A 15,496-nucleotide genomic window follows, 5' to 3' on the forward strand; every position below is an offset into this window, starting at 1 on the left:
GTTCAAGGCCTCTACAAACCGACGCAGCCGTAGGCATCCTACCTCGTCCGCCCCGCGAATCGGCGCGAAGGCGCGCCCTGGGGGCGAGTCGGCCTCACTCGCCCTTGAGGATCTCGACCACCGGCGAGAACGCCTCCATCTGCGTCGGGAACACCCCGGCGAAGGACAGCCCGGTCTCGGCGCGGGTCTTGCGGAGCTGGTCGGCGATCTCCTCGGCGGTGCCGATCGCGAGGTACGGGGAGTTCAAGAACTCCTCCTTGGTGAGCGGCCGGTCCACCTCGATCTTGTCCGCGAAGTCCTGGTTCTTGTCGGCCTCGCCCTGTTCGAGCATCGCGATGGCCATGTCGGCGATGGACTCCCGGTCGTCGGTGAGGACCACGGCCGCGAGCGCCCAGTTGAGCGTGATGTCCTTGAACCGCTCGCCTGCGGCCTCCTTGACGATCTCCACCCGGCGCTGCGTCGCCTCAAGGGTGAAGTCGGACATGAGCATCTTGCCGCCGGGGGTGGAGCGGGTGGCGACGGAGACGGTGTCCGCGTATTTCGCTGCGAGGCGCAGGATCTTCGGGCCGCCGCCGCCGACGGCGATCGGCGGGCGCGGGCCCTGCCGGGGCCTCGGGGTGCCCTTGATGCCGTCCACCTGGTAGTACTTGCCCTTGAAGTGGACCTCTTGTCCCCGCAGCAGGCCGTCGAGGATGATGAGCGACTCTTCGAGCTGCGCGAGGCGCTCGGGGCCGGACAGGAACTCGATCCCGGCCTGGTCGAACTCGCTCTTGATCCAGCCCGCGCCGATCCCGAGCTCGAACCGCCCGCCGGAGAGCACGTCCACCGTGGTGGACTCCTTCGCGACCACGACGGGGTGGCGCAGCGGGTTCGCGAGGACCGAGGTGCCGAGGCGGAGCTTCGTCGTCGACGCGGCGAGCGCGCCGAGCGCGGCGAACGGGCCCGCCTGGTTGCCGAGGTGGTCGGGGACGACCACGCCGTCGTAGCCGTACTCCTCGGCGAGCTGCGCGTTCTTGATCAGTTTGCGCACGCCGCCTTCGTGCTGGTTGCCCTCGATGGCGGCGGCGAACTTGAACGGCTTGAGGCCTTCGGGCGTGGTCATAGGTCTTCTCCTGGCTTCTGCGGCGCTGACGTCTCAGCCGACGACAGGCTGTATCGGCGCGCCAGTCTAGTGGGTGTTCGGCGCTGACGCGATGAGGCTCAGTGCTTTGTCCTTAATCCAGTCCACGGCGGGCTTGCCTTCGTCCGACTTCCAATACGTGGTCGTGCCGTAGCTGGTGTGCACTTCGAGATGGTGCCCGCTCGCGCCGAGGAGCTGGCCGGGCAGCGCGGCTTGCGCCCCCGCGTCCTTGGCGATGTTCGGGTCCTGGTCGCAGATCTGGTCCCCGGTCCCGCAGATCTCGAAGACCTCGTCCTGCAGCTTGCCGAACCCGCCTTCCCTCGGGCCCTGCATCGTGAACCCGCCGAACGCGCTGACTAGCGGCAAGAACGGGGAGTCCTTGAGCGCGACCTCGACGCCGATGCCGTTCACCTTGGTCCCGACGTCCTGCCCGACGCCGGGCTGCCTGCGCCCGTCGGAGAGCAGCACCATGCCCAGGATCCGGTCGGCGGGGACGACGGCCTTGTCGTCGTTCCCGATGACGTTCGCGACGTCGCCGACGACCACGGCCCCCTGCGAGTAGCCGACCACGAAGTACTTCGTCGCCGGGCATTCGGACGCGGTCCGCTTGAGCACGTCCTCCAGGGCCTGGACGCCCTGCGCGACGGACTGGTCGAACGATTTCTCGTTGGGATTGTTGCTGACCAGCACTTTGAACCCCGCGTTGTACGGGAGGGTGTACGCGTCCGCCTTCTTGTCCGAGCCCTCTTTGTTGTACTGCTCGTTGATCGGCTGGGTGATCGCCCAGAGCATCGCGGGCATGTCCGGGATCGCCGTCGTCGTGGGGTTGAACGGGTCGTCGCTCTCCTTGGACTCATGCGTCCCGCCGACCGCGAACAGGCGCACGTCCGGGCATTGCGCGCCCTGCCCCTTCGGCGGCTGCGGCGGTTTCGCCGCCTCCTCCGTCGGCAACGACGGCAGGTGCCCGCCTCGGCCCTGCCACCACAGGACGCCGCCGAACACGAGGCCGAGCACCACCAAGAACGCGGCAGCGCCCACGAGGGCTTTGTTCAGCCATCCCGAGCCAGATTTTCTCTCGCGAGAATTCTTCACCATGGCCTCGACCCTACTGGATCGTGCTGTGAACAAGCTAAACGAACGAGGCGCGCGGCGGCGGCCCGAGCCGCTCGCGGGGCCGCCGCCGGGCCGCAAGATCGACTCTGGTGTTTTCCCTCGCGCAGGGATAGACTTCCGGTATGACGAACATCACATTAATCCCCTGGAGGTCGATCGCGGCCGTGGCAGCCGCGACTGCGGCCTGCGCACTGCTGACGAGCTGCGGCAAAGACGAGGCCTCGGTCACCCACGCGACCGTCGCGGGCCAAGCGGTCGACGCGACCCAGCACGGCACGAAGATCGTTGCCACGCTCGACGGCAAATCCCTCGAAGCCCCCGGCCCCTACACCTGCGGAGCGGCGGGCGGGATGCTGTCGGCCGCCTCGGCCCCCGGAAAGACGCCGACCGTGCTCATCGTGATCAAGCAAGGCAGCACGGAGGCGAGCGCGGTCACCATCACCCCGGAGACCGGCAAGTCCTACACCTGGGCGCCCGGAGCCCCGAACGGCGACGTCGCGGTCACCAAATCGGGCGACACCTTCACCGCGACCGGCAAACTGCCCGAATTGGCGTTCGACCCCTCCGGGGCGCTGCACGACTTCAAGATCGAGGCCACCTGCCCAGGGATCAAGTAGGCGCAGCACCTCTAGACTGCCGCCATGACGATCAACCCCTCCTTGCTTCGCGCGCTCGCAACCGCTGCGGCAGCAGCCGCCTGCGGCATGCTCATGACCGGTTGCGACCGGGACGGCAAAGCTGCCGCGCACACGACCGTCGCGACCCAGCACGGCGCGAAGATCACAGCGACGCTCGACGGCAAGACTTTGGACGTCCCCGGCCCCTACACCTGCGCGACCGTGACCGGAATGTCGACCGCCGTGTCCGCGCCGATGAAACTCCCGTCGGTGCTCGTGGCGCTCAAGCAAGGGACCACCGACGTGGACATGGTCACCATCAGCCTGGAGCACAACAAGCCGAACACCTGGTCGAGCGGCGCTTCGGGCAAGAAGGGCAGCGCCACCGCCACCCGGTCGGGCGACACCTTCACCGTGACCGGCGAGCTGAGCGACGCCGCGTTCAGCTCCTCTGCGGCGCTGCACCCCTTCACAGTCGAGGTCACGTGCCCGGGGGGCAAATAGCGGCCCTCAGGCCTTGCAGTACGACTGCTCGGCGACCTTGATCCAGGTGTCCGCGAGCTTCTCCGGGTCCGGAGCCCCGGTGAGGCCCGCAGCGGCGAGCACGTGGGTGCGGATGTCCGGATCCGACCTGCCCGCCCTCTTGGACCGGCACACGAGATCGGCGATCGGCAGCTCTGTCTCGCCGTTCGGCGAGACCTGCACGCCCGCCTTGCGCAACTCGTCGAGGAAGCGCTGCTCCTTGGTCCCGCCGGGCGGCGGCGTCGGGGTCGCCGGGCCGGGGAAGCCGGAGGGCGGCGGGGCGGATTGCGAGGCCGGATCGACGTCGGGCAGCTTCGTCGGCCCGGCGACAGCGGTCGAGGTCTTCGCGGGACGTTCGGTGCTCGGCCCGCCGCAGGCGGTTGCGGAGCAAGCGAGCAGAAGCAGCGCCCCGCCGATCCAGCGTGATGAGATCCAAGGCGCACCGAGCCGTGGCGTACGAACAGCGAGGAACGAGCGGGGTACGCGAGGCGAGGAGCAACGCGGGAGATCGCGCGCTGGGCGGTGGGAATGTTTCATCGGGGCGCGATCCTCACCTTCCCATCGACCACTTCGACCACAGAGTGCTCGAAGACCTGGTGCACGCCGTTGTCGATCGGGGCCTGGTCTTCGACCGGGAATCCGAACGGGCCGTTCTCGTAGCCGCCCATCGCCCATTCGCTCATGATCGGGCCGCTGAGCACGGTCACCGCGCCAAGGTCGGCGCGCCAGTAGACGTTCCCGCCGGAGAACCGCTGCACCTTGCCGCCCCCGGCGAGCGGGATCTCGTCGGAGACCGGGAAGCCCAGCTGGCCCTGCTCGTACCCGCCCGCCGCGTACTTCTGCAGGATGGCCCCGCCGACCGGATGCGCGCCCGTCTGGGCCGTCCAGTACCAGAGGCCGCGCTGGAAGCCTTGCACGACGCCGCTGCCGCCCGGGGTCGGACGTTCCTCCTCGGAGGGGTATCCGACGGGGCCCGACTCGTAGCCCGCTGCCGCCCACGCCTTGAAGATCTCGCCGTGCACGGTCTTCGCCCCGAGGTCGGGGCTCCAGTAGACGGACCCGTTCGCGAACTTCGTGAACTTGCCTTCGCCGTCCTGCGTGTCGGCCTCGTCCGACTGCGGCAGGCCCAACGCGCCCGCCGGGCCGCCCGCCGCCGCGTACTGCGCGTCGATGGCCCCGAGCACCGCATGCGCTCCGGCCGCCTCGGACCAGAACACCCTGCCGCCCTTGAAGTCCTCCTCCTTGCCGCCGGGAACGTCGAACTCGCCGGTCAAGCAGCCGCCGAGCTCGTCATGCTCGTTGGCGTAGTCCCCGATCGCCCCGCCGGGGCTGCAGGCCGCGGCCTCCTGGGGCACGCCGAGGCCCATGGCCATCTGCGGCCACAGCTGCGTGCTCTCGAACTGCCAGTACGGCCAGCTGTGCGTGCCGGACGGGCGGTAGACGACTTGCGCGGGGATGCCGAGCTGGGAGAGTTTCGCCGCGAAGCTCTGCGAGGAGAGCCGGGCGAGGAGCTCGAGCGCCGAGCCGGACACTCCGGACGCGATCTGCTCGGAGTTGGCCGGAACGCCCGCCTGCGCCTCGGCCACCTCGGCGGCGGCGGGGGTGTCGCCCACCCCGTTCCCGCTGGAGATGTACAGGCTCGTCCCGCGCAGCTTGTCGGCCTTCGCGTACGGGTCGTGCTCGCCCCACTCCGGGTTCGCGGTGTCGCCCCACATCTTCGCGGAGTCGAAGCCGCCCGCCTCTTTCATCGCGTAGTCGATCGCCTGCGGCATCCCGATCGACGTGGTCTGCAGGATGCCCGACAGGCTCGCCACGACTCGGAAGAAGCCGGGGTTGCGCGTCGCGAGCGTCATCGCGCCAGTGCCGCCCATCGAGGCCCCGACCACGCCGCGCTGGTCGTTGCAGCGCCAGCCCTGCTCCAACAGGGGCGGCAGCTCGTGGACGAGGAAGGTCTCCCACTTGTAGGTCTTCCCGTTGTCGGCGTCCAGCCAGTCGGAGTAGAAGCTCGCCTCGCCGCCGACCGGGGCAACGACGTTCACGTCTTTGTCGGCGTAGAAATCGGCGATCTGCGTGTTCTTGAGCCACCCGTTGTCCTCGTCCCCCGCGTTCATGCTGTCGAGGAGGAACACCTGCGGGAACGTCTTGTTCGGGTCGGAGAACCAGCTGCGGGCGAGCAGCAGATGGACTGGGATGTCCGCCGCCATCGAAGGGGAGTGCACCCAGATCTCCACATGCCGGTCGCCAAGCCACGCCGTCTTTGTGATGTACGGGTCGTCGTCGGCTCGGGCAGCCGGGGCGGTCCGGCCCATGGCGACGGTCATCAGCCCGGCGACGAGCAAGAACGCGGCAACCATCGCCGCACCTGCGCGCACGATACGTCTCATGTTCTCTGTCATACCGTGACAGAACCGAGATACCAGGCTCCCGCGCCGGGGACCGGGTCAGTTCACAGGCTCAGCGACTGAGTTTTACCTGACTCGGTCGACCGCCGCGCGCACCACGGCGCGCATCGCCTCGCGGACCTCCTCGGTCTGCGGCCCGGCTTCCGGCAGCGCGGCGATCTCCTCCTCTGCGCGGCGGGCGTAGTCCTCCACCGCCGTCCGGGCCCTCGCCATCGCGGGCGAGGCCGTGAGCAGCGCGAGCGCCTCCGCGACCAGCGCGTCGTCGGTGATCGGGCCGGAGCCGACGAGCTCCTTGAGCCTGCCGCCGCCCTCCTCTTCCAACGCGTAGAGGGTCGGCAGGGTCAGCACGCCCTCGCGCAGGTCCGTGCCGGGGGTCTTGCCCGAGTCCGCGGAGCCCGAGCCGATGTCGATGATGTCGTCCGCGATCTGGAACGCCATGCCGGTCAGCTCGCCGATCGACGCGAGCCGGTCCTGGATGTCCTGGTCGGCCCGGATGGCGAGTCCGGCGAGCCTGCCGCAGGCCCCGATCAGCGAGGCCGTCTTGCCGTGGATCGTCGCGAGGTAGTGCTCGATTTTCGCGGCGTTGCCCTGGTCGGACCCCGCCCCGACCACGTCGCGCAGCTGTCCGGTGACGAGCTCGCCGAAGGTCTGGGCGACGACTGCGGTCGCCTCCGAGCCGAGCCTGGCGATCAGGCCGCACGCCCTGGCGAACAGGTAGTCGCCCGCGAGGATGGCGACCTGGTTGCCCCACTGCACGTTCGCGCTCGTCACCCCCCGGCGCATCGTGGCCTCGTCCATGACGTCGTCGTGGTAGAGCGTCGCGAGGTGGATGAGCTCCAACGCTGCCGCCGCGATCTCGACGTCGCCTTGCTGCTCTTCGCGGCCGAGCTTGCCCGCGACCACCGCGAACAACGGCCGGAACCGCTTGCCGCCCGCCTTGACCAGGTGCTCCGCCACCGCTGCCATCGCCTCGATCCCGGACTCCACCTCGGCGCGGATGACGCCCTCGACCCGGTCGAGCGACGCGCCGACCGACTCGGCGAACTCCGGGGAGCCCAGCGCGAACCCCGCCACTGTGCTCATAGGGCGGGCGCTTTCTGCGCGTGGTGCAGCGCCACAGTCCCAAGGGTGAGGTTCTTCCACGTCACGTCCGCGAACCCCGCCGAGCGGATCAGCCCCGCGAGGGCCGCTTGGTCCGGCCACGCTTTGATGGACTCCTCCAAATAGTCGTATGCCGCGTCGTTGCTGGACACCAGCCGGGAAGCCTTCATATGCACGGGCATCACCCAGTTGCGGTACACGTAACGCACCGGCGCGGGGGTCGGTGTGGAGAACTCGCAGATCACGAGCCGTCCGCCGGGGACGAGCACGCGCAGGATCTCTTCGAGGGCGGCGGCCACCGGATTGACGTTGCGCAGGCCGAACGAGATACAGACCGCGTCGAACGCCTCGTCGGGGAACGGCAGCCGGGTCGCGTCGGCGACCACCATCGGCACGCCGCGCCACGCGCCTGCGGCCAGCATCTTTGGCGAGAAGTCGGCGGCGACGCACCACGCCCCGGACTTGCCGAGCTCGACCGTGGACACCGCGGTCCCCGCCGCGAGGTCGAGAACCTTCTCGCCGGGCTTGAGGCCGAGCAGCTTGCGGGTCGCTTTCCGCCAGGACTTGTCCAGCCCCATCGTCAAGAGCGTGTTCGTCCGGTCGTACCCCTCGGCCACTTCGTCGAACATGGCGGCCACTTCATGCGGCTGTTTGTCCAATGACGCGCGTGACACGGCCTTCACACTACGCGGTCGCCGACTTCAGCCTCTCCACCACGGGGTCATTTTGCACGTCCCAGTAGTGGGCCAGCAGCTCGTCGCAGATCCTCGGCCAGGTGCGCGCCAGCACGCCGCGCCGGGCGGCCGCCGAGAATTTCGCCCTGACCTCGTCGTCCGCGAGCGAGCTCACCGCAGAGGGGAGCTTGCGCTCGAAATCGGCCACCGGCAAGAGATACCCCGTGCGGCAGTGCGCGACAAGGTCGCGCGGCCCGCCCTCGTCGGGCGCGATGACCGGGAGGCCGCTGGCGAGCGCCTCCTGCGCCGCCTGGCAGAACGTCTCGTGCTCGCCGGTGTGGACGAAGACGTCCAGGCTCGCGTACGCCTTGGCGAGCGCCTCCCCGCGCAGCTCGCCGGTGAACACCGCCCCGGGGAGCTTCTTGCGGAGCTTCTCCCGCGACACCCCGTCGCCCACGATCACGACCTTGACCTTCGGCTCGCCCGCCAACGCCGCGAGCCGCTCGACGTGCTTCTCCGGGGCCAGCCTGCCGACGTAGCCGACGATCAGCTCGCCGTTCGGCGCCCACGTGCGGCGCAGCTCGTCGTCGCGGCGCTGCGGGTGGAACCCTTCGACGTCGACGCCGCGCGCCCAGTGGTGCACCCGGGGGATGGCTTGTTCTTCGAGCTCCCGGATGGTGTCGCTCGACGGCGCCAGGGTCCGGTCGGCCTGGGAATGGATGCGGCGCACGCTCCACCATGCCGCCTTCGAGAGGAACTTGAGCCCGTAGCTCGCCGCGAACCCCGCGATGTCCGTCTGGAACACGGCCACCGTCGGCACGCCGAGCCGCCGAGCCGCCGCGAGGCCGCCAGCCCCGAGCAGGGCGGGCGACGCGAGGTGGACCACGTCCGGCTCGAACTCGGCCATCTTGCGGTAGACGCCCATATGCGGCAGCCCCACCGGCAACGAGCTCACCTTCGGAAGCATCACGGCGGGCACGCGGTAGACCTCGAAGCCCTCATGCTCGGACGGATACGGGGTCTTCTCGCCGTCGAGCGCGCCCGGCGCGATCACCAGAGCCTGGTGGCCCTTGGCGCGCAAATGCTCCAAGACCCGCAGCACGGAGTTGCTCACGCCATTGACGTGCGGGAGAAAGGATTCTGCAACGATGGCCACTCGCACGCTCTTTATTGTCCTCGGAGATCTTGCAGCAGGCGGAGATCTGTCGAACGCCGAAGTGAACGCGCGGCGAACTTCGGGGGGCGGCGCGATCCGCCGCGCTTCGGCCCCGCCCGCACGACAGCCCAGGTCGGTCGCGCGTCAGGGGCCGCAGGCTCAGCCTTGTGCCCTAGGATGTGCTTTCGTGCAATCTTCCGAGGGACCGACAACGGCAGTCGGCGCAAAGCCCGGCCAGACGGACCGAAGATCGCTCATCGTCTTCGCGTTGGCGCTGGTCAGCATCCTCTGCTCGCTGCTCGTTCCGTTCATGCCCGTCACGCAGCGCACCGCTTCGCTCGCCTGGGGCGGCCAAGAGTGGAAAACCGACGGCGGCAACGACGTCGTCGCGCCCCTGATCGCGCTCATGCCGCTGGACCTGCACGCCTCGATCCCCTGTTCCGCCGTGGCCCAGCTGCCGCCGACCGGCGGGGTGCTGCTCTCCACCGAGCCGAAAGACTGGGCGGGCTCCACGGGACGGGGGTTGTTCATCCAGGTCTTCCCCGACCAGGTGCAAGTCACCTCGCATGGGCAACTCGTCGCTTCGGCCCCGCGCCAGGCGGGCGCCGCGCCGCAATGCCAGACGATCGACGTCTGGGCGACGCCCGCCCAGGTCGGCGCCTCGTTCGTCGGCCTTCCGCCGCAGACCGGCGCCCCGCAAGCCAACGCCGGGCAGAGCGTCGTCTCTCCGCATTTCCGCCCGGAGTTCAGCGGCGTCTTCACCGATCTGAAAGGCGCGCTGGACGCCCCGCCGTCGCTGGTCGCCACGGCGGACACCCGGTTCGACGTGACGGCGACGGCGGAGAAAACCTTGGTGGTCCTGCTGTCGGCCGCCGCGCTCGTCGCGGCGCTCGCCCTGCGTTGGGGGCCGATCCGCCCGCGCCTGCGCGTCCCGAGGATCAAGGCGCTCGACCTCGCCGTCGCGGGCGTCTTGCTGGTCTGGAACTGGCTCGGCGCGTACAGCGCGGACGACGGCTACCTCGTCGTCATGGGCCGCGCCGCCCGCAGCACCGGCTACCTCGCGAACTACTACCGCTACTTCGGCGCCGCCGAGGCCCCGTTCGACTGGTACGACCGCGTCCTCTCCCTCGCCGTGGGCGTGACCGACCAGGGCGTGTGGCTGCGCCTGATCTCGGTGGCGGCAGGCCTCGCCGTCTGGGCGTTGGTCTCGCGCGTGGTCCTGCCGAAACTCGGCGACGCGGTCGCCGGGCACCCGCTGTCCTCGCCGACCGCGGCTGTCGTCCTGATCGCGTTCTGGCTGCCGTTCTGCTCGGGCCTGCGGCCGGAAGCGCTCATCACCCTCGGGGCGATCGCGACATGGTGCCTGGCCGAGCGGGCAATCGCGGGCGGGCGGGCCCCCTTCTTCGCCGCGAGCGCGGTGCTCGTCGCCGCGCTCACGCAGGCGCTCGCGCCGCAGGGCGTCGTCGCCGTCGCGGTCCTGCTCGCCGCGACCCCCGCCGTCCTGCGCAGCCTGCGGCCCTTCAAGCTCGCCGACCTCGCGCTGATCGCCGCATCCGGACTGGCCGCCCTCTCGGTCGTCTTCGCGCAGCAGACCTTCGCAGGAGTCCTCGAAGCGCTGCGCCTGCGCTACGCCGTGGACACCACCAATAGCTGGGCCCAGGAGTTCCTGCGCTGGAACTCGCTGCTCAACTACAGCCCGGAGGGCTCCATCCCCCGCCGCTGGCCGCTGCTCGCCATGCTGCTCTGCCTCGGCGTCGTCGTCTTCGCGCTCTCGCTGCGCAAGATCGCCGGAGTCCGCCAGGCCTCCGCGTGGCGGCTGGTCGCGGCGACCTTCCTCACCATGCTGCTGCTGAGCCTCGTCCCCTACAAATGGCCCGAGCACTTCGGAGTGTTCGCCGCATTCGGCGCGGTCCTCGCGGCGGCGGCGACCGCGCTCGCGGCGCAGTACGCGAAACGCAGCGTCTTCGTCTCCGCCCTCGTCGCCTCGGCGGCGTTCTTCTTCCTCGCGCTCACCGTCGCGGGCAAGAACGGCTGGTTCTGGGTCCAGTCCTTCAGCATCCCCTCCTACTACGCGCGGCCCTTCCTCGGCGGCCATGCGCTGAACTCGCTGCTGCTCCTCTTCTTCCTCCTCTTCGGGGCGGTCGCAGGCTTTTTGTACCTGCGCCGCGACTACACGTCGCCAAAGCCCGGCGCGTCCCGCCCAGACCTCGGGCGGCCCGGCTGGCGCAAGGCCGCGAAACTGCTCGTCGAAGGCCCGGTCCTCTGGATCAGCCTGGGGCTGGTCCTGACCGAGCTCGTGGGCTTCGCGGGCGCCGCGGCCAGCCGCTACCCCGCGTACAGCCTTGCCCTCGGCAATCTGCGCGCCGTCGCAGGCGGGTGCGGCCTCGCCGACTCCGTCCTCGCCGAGGCCGACCCGAACGCGGGCTTCCTCCGCCCCGCGGACGGCGCGGACCCCAAGGGCGCGCTGGGCGCGGACCAGTCGGTCGGCTTCACCCCGACCGGGCTGCCCGAGGACGTCGCCGCGCTCGGGGACGGCAGCCCGCCCGGCATCGCGCACGTCAACCACTCCGGGTCCGAGCCGGTGCCGATCGACGGCCAGGAGGCCGGGACGAGCGCCGGGTACAGCCAGACCACCCACACGCTCGTACTCCCCTTCGGCCTCGCCCAAGACACGCCCGTGCTCGGCAGCTACGGCTACAACACCGGCGAGGCCCACCTCGTGAGCGGCTGGTACGAGCTGGGCCCGATCACCGGGGACACCCCGCTGGTCGTGATGAGCGCCGCCGGGCATATCGCCTCGACCTACCTCGACGGGACCGGGATCTACGGCCAGAACGTCGCGTTCGAGTTCGGCAGACGCGAGGGCGGCGGCTTCGTCGTCACCGGCTCTGTCCCGCCCATCGACCCAGGCGACCCGCTGACGAGCTACCCGTGGCGGAACCTGCGCCTGCCGACCTCCGCCATTCCGAGCGGCTCCGCCTTCGTGCGCGTCGTCGTGAACGACCACGACCTGCAGCCGGACCAATGGGTGGCGGTGACCCCGCCCCGGCTGCCGCGCCTGGTCACGCTGCAACAGCTCATCGGCGGGGCCGACCCCGTGTTCCTCGACTTCGCCGTCGCCGAGCAGTTCCCCTGCCAGCGTCCCTTCGGCATCCGAGACGGCGTCGCCGAACTGCCGAAATGGCGGATCCTCCCCGACCACCGGCTCGCCGGGACCGCCTCGCTCAGCTGGCTCGGCGACCCTGGCGGCGGGCTGCTCGGCGTCGTCGAGCCGCTGCTCGACCCCACCACGACTCCCACCTATTTCGCGGACGACTGGCGACGGGACTGGGGATCCGTCCAGCGCTACGCGTTGATCCCGAAGGGAGCCGTGCCCGCAGTTGTCGCCACGGACGAAGCTGCTCGCTGGGGCTGGTGGCGCCCCGGCCCTTCCCAAGCATTGGAGCCGTAAGTGTCTGACTCTTGGTCCGGTCGCGTCCCTGAGGGCTGGCAACCGCCCGCGTGGCTGCCCGCGTGGCGCGTCGTCGCGGTCGTCGCGGGACTGATCGCCTTCCTCTGCGCGATCCTCTCGCCGGTCCTCCCGGTCGAGCAGACCACCGTGGCCATCGACTGGCCGCAGGGCGGCACGATCAATGCCGTCACCGCGCCGCTCGACTCCTTCGTCGCCGAGACGATGACCGCCGAGGTCCCCTGCGCCCTCGCGAAAGCGCTGCCCGAGGAGGGCGGGAACCTCCTGTCCACCGCGCCCGCCCGAGGCAAGGACAACCGGGTCAACGCGCTGTTCATCACGGCGGACAAGGACTCCATCGTCGCCTCGGTGCGCGCCCAACCGCTCAAAGCCGTCCCCCGCGCCCAAGCGGACAACCCGAACTGCCGGATCGAAGTCGAAGCCGACTCCAAGCACACCGTCGTGCGGGTCGTCGGGACAGACGACCCGCAGCCCGCCAACGACGTCGCCGACCCGCTGCTGCGCCCGCAAGTCACCGGGGTCTTCACCGACCTCGACCTCGCCAAGACCGGCGGCGTGCTGCCCGCGCACTACGGGGCGCACATCGTGGTGGACACCCGGTTCAACACCGTCGCCACCCCGTTGCGGTTCTGGGTCGCGATCCTCGGCTTCGCGTCCGCAGGCCTCTCGCTCGTCGCGCTCGGCCGGTTCGACACCCTCGACCGGCGCAAGCACCGCCGGTTCTTCCCGCCCGGCTGGTGGAAGATCGGGCTCGTCGACGCGGTCGTCGTCGGCGTGCTCGTGCTGTGGCTCGTGATCGGGTCGAACACCTCCGACGACGGCTACCAGCTGACCTGGGAGGTGGTCTGGCCCGACGCAGGCTACGCGGCCAGCTACCACCGCTGGTTCGGCGTCGCCGAGAACCCGGTGACCTGGTACTACCAGGTCTGCTCCTGGCTCGCGCAGATCTCGACGGCGGCGCCGGTCATGCGCCTTCCGCAGCTGCTCGTCTCCCTCGCCTGCTGGTTCACCATCAGCAAGGAAGTCATCCCCCGCCTCGGCAGGCTCGCCCGACGCACCCCCGCCGCGTCATGGGCCGCCGCAGGCGTCTTCCTCTCGCTCTCGCTCGCATACGCGAACGGGCTGCGCCCGGAGCCAGTGGTCGCGCTCGGGGCGCTGCTCGCGTGGTGCTCCATCGAACGGACCATCGCGACGGGACGGCTCCTGCCCGCTGCGGCTGCCGTCATCATCGCCTCGTTCGGGCTCGGCGTCGCGCCGGGCGCCCTGATCGCCGCCACCGCGCTGGTCGTCGGGCTGCGGCAATGCCTGCGCAGGTTCGCCGCCCGCGCCAAACTGGTCGGCGGCGGCTGGCTCGGCTGGCTGGCGGTGCTCGCGCCCATCCTCGCCGCCGGGACGCTCGTGGTGCCCGTGGTGTTCTGGAACCAGAGCCTCGCCGGGATCATCGAGGGGAACTTCCACGTCAAGACCACGATCGGGCCAAGCAGGGCCTGGTACGAGGAGCTCTTGCGCTACTACTACCTGTTCCTGCCCACCGCCGACGGCTCGCTCGCCCGGCGCTTCGGGGTGCTCATCGCCTTCCTCTGCCTCGTCACGACCGCGTTGATCCTCCTGCGCCACAAGCACCTCGGCGGGCTCGCCAGGGGCCCCGCCGTCCGACTGGTCGGGATCTTCATCGGGACGATCTTCTGCATGACCTTCACCCCGACGAAATGGACCCACCACTTCGGGATCTACGCGGGCATCGCGGGCGCTATCGCCGCGTTCACGGCTGCCGCCATCGGCCCTGCGGTCATCGCCCGCCGCCAAGCGCGGACGTATTTCGCGGCGGCCACGCTCTTTATGCTCGCCATCGCGTTGACCGGGTGGAACATGTGGTGGTACGTCTCGTCCTGGGGCGTGCCGTGGTGGAACCTGCCGCCCGCCGTCCACGGCTACAAGCTCGCCGATCTGACGCTCCTGCTCGCCGTCGCCGTCGCCCTGTTCGCGTTCTGGCAGCAGCTCTTCGGCTCCGCCGACGACCAGCACAGCGGCTCCGCCGACGACCAGCACAGCGGCTCCGACCGCCCGGCCAGCCCGAAGACCCTGTGGACCTGGAGCCTTCCTGCAGTCTCGTTCGCGATGGTGCTGTTCATCCTGCTCTCCTTCTTCAAGGGCGCGTGGACCCAGCGGCACAGCTTCTCGTGGGCGAAGTCGAACGCGCACTACCTCACGACCGGCGACGGCTGCGCGCTCGCGAACGACGTGCTCGTGGAGGAGGACCCGAACCGGGGCCTGCTCGCCGCGCAGGGCGGCCAAGACCCCGCCGCCGCGTTGAAAGGCTCCGCTCCCAGCACGTTCGCGCCGGACAAGCTGTGGCGCAAGCTCTCCACCACGTACACGGACTACACCGACATCAACGCCGACCAGCCCGAGCCGACGGCCCAGCCTGTCGAGCAGGGCCAGAAGCTGCTGCCCTTCGGCCTCGACCCGCAGCGCGTCCCGGTCCTCGGCAGCTACGGGAACACCCAGCCGTCGAGCGTCACCACCGGTTGGTACGAGCTTCCGGCCCCGTCCGCCGACCGGCCGCTCATCGCCGTCGCCGCTGCGGGCCAGATGGCCGCCCTCGGTTTGAACGGCGTGCCGGTCGGCTCCGCGTCCGGGCAGGTGCTGCTCGAATACGGCCGCACGAGCCCGGACGGCTCCGTGGACGTCCTCGGCCAGACCAAGCTCTACGACATCGGCGCGGTGAACCCCTTCGGCACCGGACCCGGCTTCGCATGGCGCAACCTGCGGTTCCCGCGCGCCGCGCTGCCCCCGGACGCGAACATGGTGCGCCTGCAGGTCGCGGACCAATCCGCCGCCCAGGACCAATGGGTCGCGTTCACCCCGCCGCGCGCCCCTGTGCTGCGCACGCTCCAAGAAGTCGTCGGGAACGACCCGGCGCTCATCGACTGGCAGGTGTTCTTCGAATTCCCATGCCAGCACCCGATGCGGGTGCGCAACGGCATGTTCGAGGTCCCCGAATGGCGGATCACCCCGGACCGCAACGGGAACGCGATGAACAGCGAGCGCTGGGCCTCCGGCCGCTACGGCGGGCCGCTCGGCGTCACACAGCGGCTCCTGTCGCCGACCACGGTCCCCACGTACCTCCTCGGCAGGCCGGATCTCGACTGGGGATCGCTGCAGCGCTACATCCCCTATGCCCCCGAGGCAGTCCCCGCGCGGCTCGAAATCGGGTCCGCAGTTCACAGCGGGCTGTACAGCCCAGGCCCGATGTACACCATGTACGGCAAGGACGAAGAGGACTGAGCCCCCCTCCCGGCCGAAGTCCGCAATTTGACTT

General features: G+C 70.1%; 11 protein-coding genes. 4 read left to right on the forward strand and 7 right to left on the reverse strand.

Translation table 11 applies throughout. From position 1 onward, the window contains the following. Positions 1-94 precede the first annotated feature (94 nt). Both ACRC20_RS11875 and ACRC20_RS11880 read right to left on the reverse strand, forming a co-directional pair. Positions 95-1,102 carry a TIGR03621 family F420-dependent LLM class oxidoreductase gene (locus tag ACRC20_RS11875; RefSeq protein ID WP_438686581.1) on the reverse strand — a complete coding sequence of 336 codons (1,008 nt, stop codon included), beginning with the start codon at positions 1,100-1,102 and terminating at the stop codon, positions 95-97. Between the two features lie 66 nt (positions 1,103-1,168). Further along, the gene (locus ACRC20_RS11880; RefSeq protein ID WP_438686582.1) at positions 1,169-2,215 is read right to left on the reverse strand and encodes a cutinase family protein; all 1,047 of its coding nucleotides are present in this window, start codon (positions 2,213-2,215) and stop codon (positions 1,169-1,171) included. Between the two features lie 140 nt (positions 2,216-2,355). On the opposite strand from ACRC20_RS11880, the gene ACRC20_RS11885 reads away from it, so the two are divergent. Further along, complete coding sequence (locus ACRC20_RS11885; protein WP_438686583.1) at positions 2,356-2,850, forward strand: lipoprotein LpqH; 495 nt, start codon at positions 2,356-2,358, stop codon at positions 2,848-2,850. A gap of 24 nt (positions 2,851-2,874) precedes the next feature. Further along, positions 2,875-3,354, forward strand: a complete 480-nt coding sequence (locus ACRC20_RS11890) for a lipoprotein LpqH (protein ID WP_438686584.1) — start codon at positions 2,875-2,877, stop codon at positions 3,352-3,354. A 6-nt stretch (positions 3,355-3,360) separates the two neighbouring features. Here ACRC20_RS11890 and ACRC20_RS11895 read toward each other — a convergent pair whose 3' ends face one another. The 5 genes from ACRC20_RS11895 to ACRC20_RS11915 form a co-directional block, all read right to left on the reverse strand. Further along, positions 3,361-3,909, reverse strand: coding sequence for a DUF732 domain-containing protein (locus ACRC20_RS11895; protein ID WP_438686585.1), 549 nt, complete (start codon positions 3,907-3,909; stop codon positions 3,361-3,363). Next, positions 3,906-5,756: an alpha/beta hydrolase-fold protein gene (locus tag ACRC20_RS11900; RefSeq protein ID WP_438686586.1), complete on the reverse strand. Its 1,851-nt coding sequence runs from the start codon at positions 5,754-5,756 to the stop codon at positions 3,906-3,908. Before ACRC20_RS11900 ends, ACRC20_RS11895 begins: the two co-directional genes overlap by 4 nt. Positions 5,757-5,840: 84 nt before the next feature. Further along, positions 5,841-6,857 (reverse strand): polyprenyl synthetase family protein, encoded by a 1,017-nt coding sequence (locus ACRC20_RS11905; protein ID WP_438686587.1) that lies wholly within the window; start codon positions 6,855-6,857, stop codon positions 5,841-5,843. Further along, entirely contained in the window at positions 6,854-7,549 is a 696-nt protein-coding gene (locus ACRC20_RS11910; RefSeq protein ID WP_438686588.1) for a demethylmenaquinone methyltransferase, read from the reverse strand. Before ACRC20_RS11910 ends, ACRC20_RS11905 begins: the two co-directional genes overlap by 4 nt. 10 nt (positions 7,550-7,559) lie before the next feature. Continuing rightward, the gene (locus ACRC20_RS11915) at positions 7,560-8,711 is read right to left on the reverse strand and encodes a glycosyltransferase family 4 protein (RefSeq protein ID WP_438686589.1); all 1,152 of its coding nucleotides are present in this window, start codon (positions 8,709-8,711) and stop codon (positions 7,560-7,562) included. Between the two features lie 181 nt (positions 8,712-8,892). Here ACRC20_RS11915 and ACRC20_RS11920 point away from each other — a divergent pair, with 181 nt between their 5' ends. Both ACRC20_RS11920 and ACRC20_RS11925 read left to right on the forward strand, forming a co-directional pair. Continuing rightward, positions 8,893-12,156 carry an arabinosyltransferase C-terminal domain-containing protein gene (locus ACRC20_RS11920; protein ID WP_438686590.1) on the forward strand — a complete coding sequence of 1,088 codons (3,264 nt, stop codon included), beginning with the start codon at positions 8,893-8,895 and terminating at the stop codon, positions 12,154-12,156. Beyond that, entirely contained in the window at positions 12,157-15,462 is a 3,306-nt protein-coding gene (locus tag ACRC20_RS11925) for an arabinosyltransferase domain-containing protein (RefSeq protein ID WP_438686591.1), read from the forward strand. It abuts the gene before it with no gap. Positions 15,463-15,496: the final 34 nt, after the last annotated feature.

Origin of the sequence: Segniliparus sp., assembly GCF_051660745.1 — a bacterium.
Classification (GTDB): Bacteria; Actinomycetota; Actinomycetes; order Mycobacteriales; family Mycobacteriaceae; genus Segniliparus.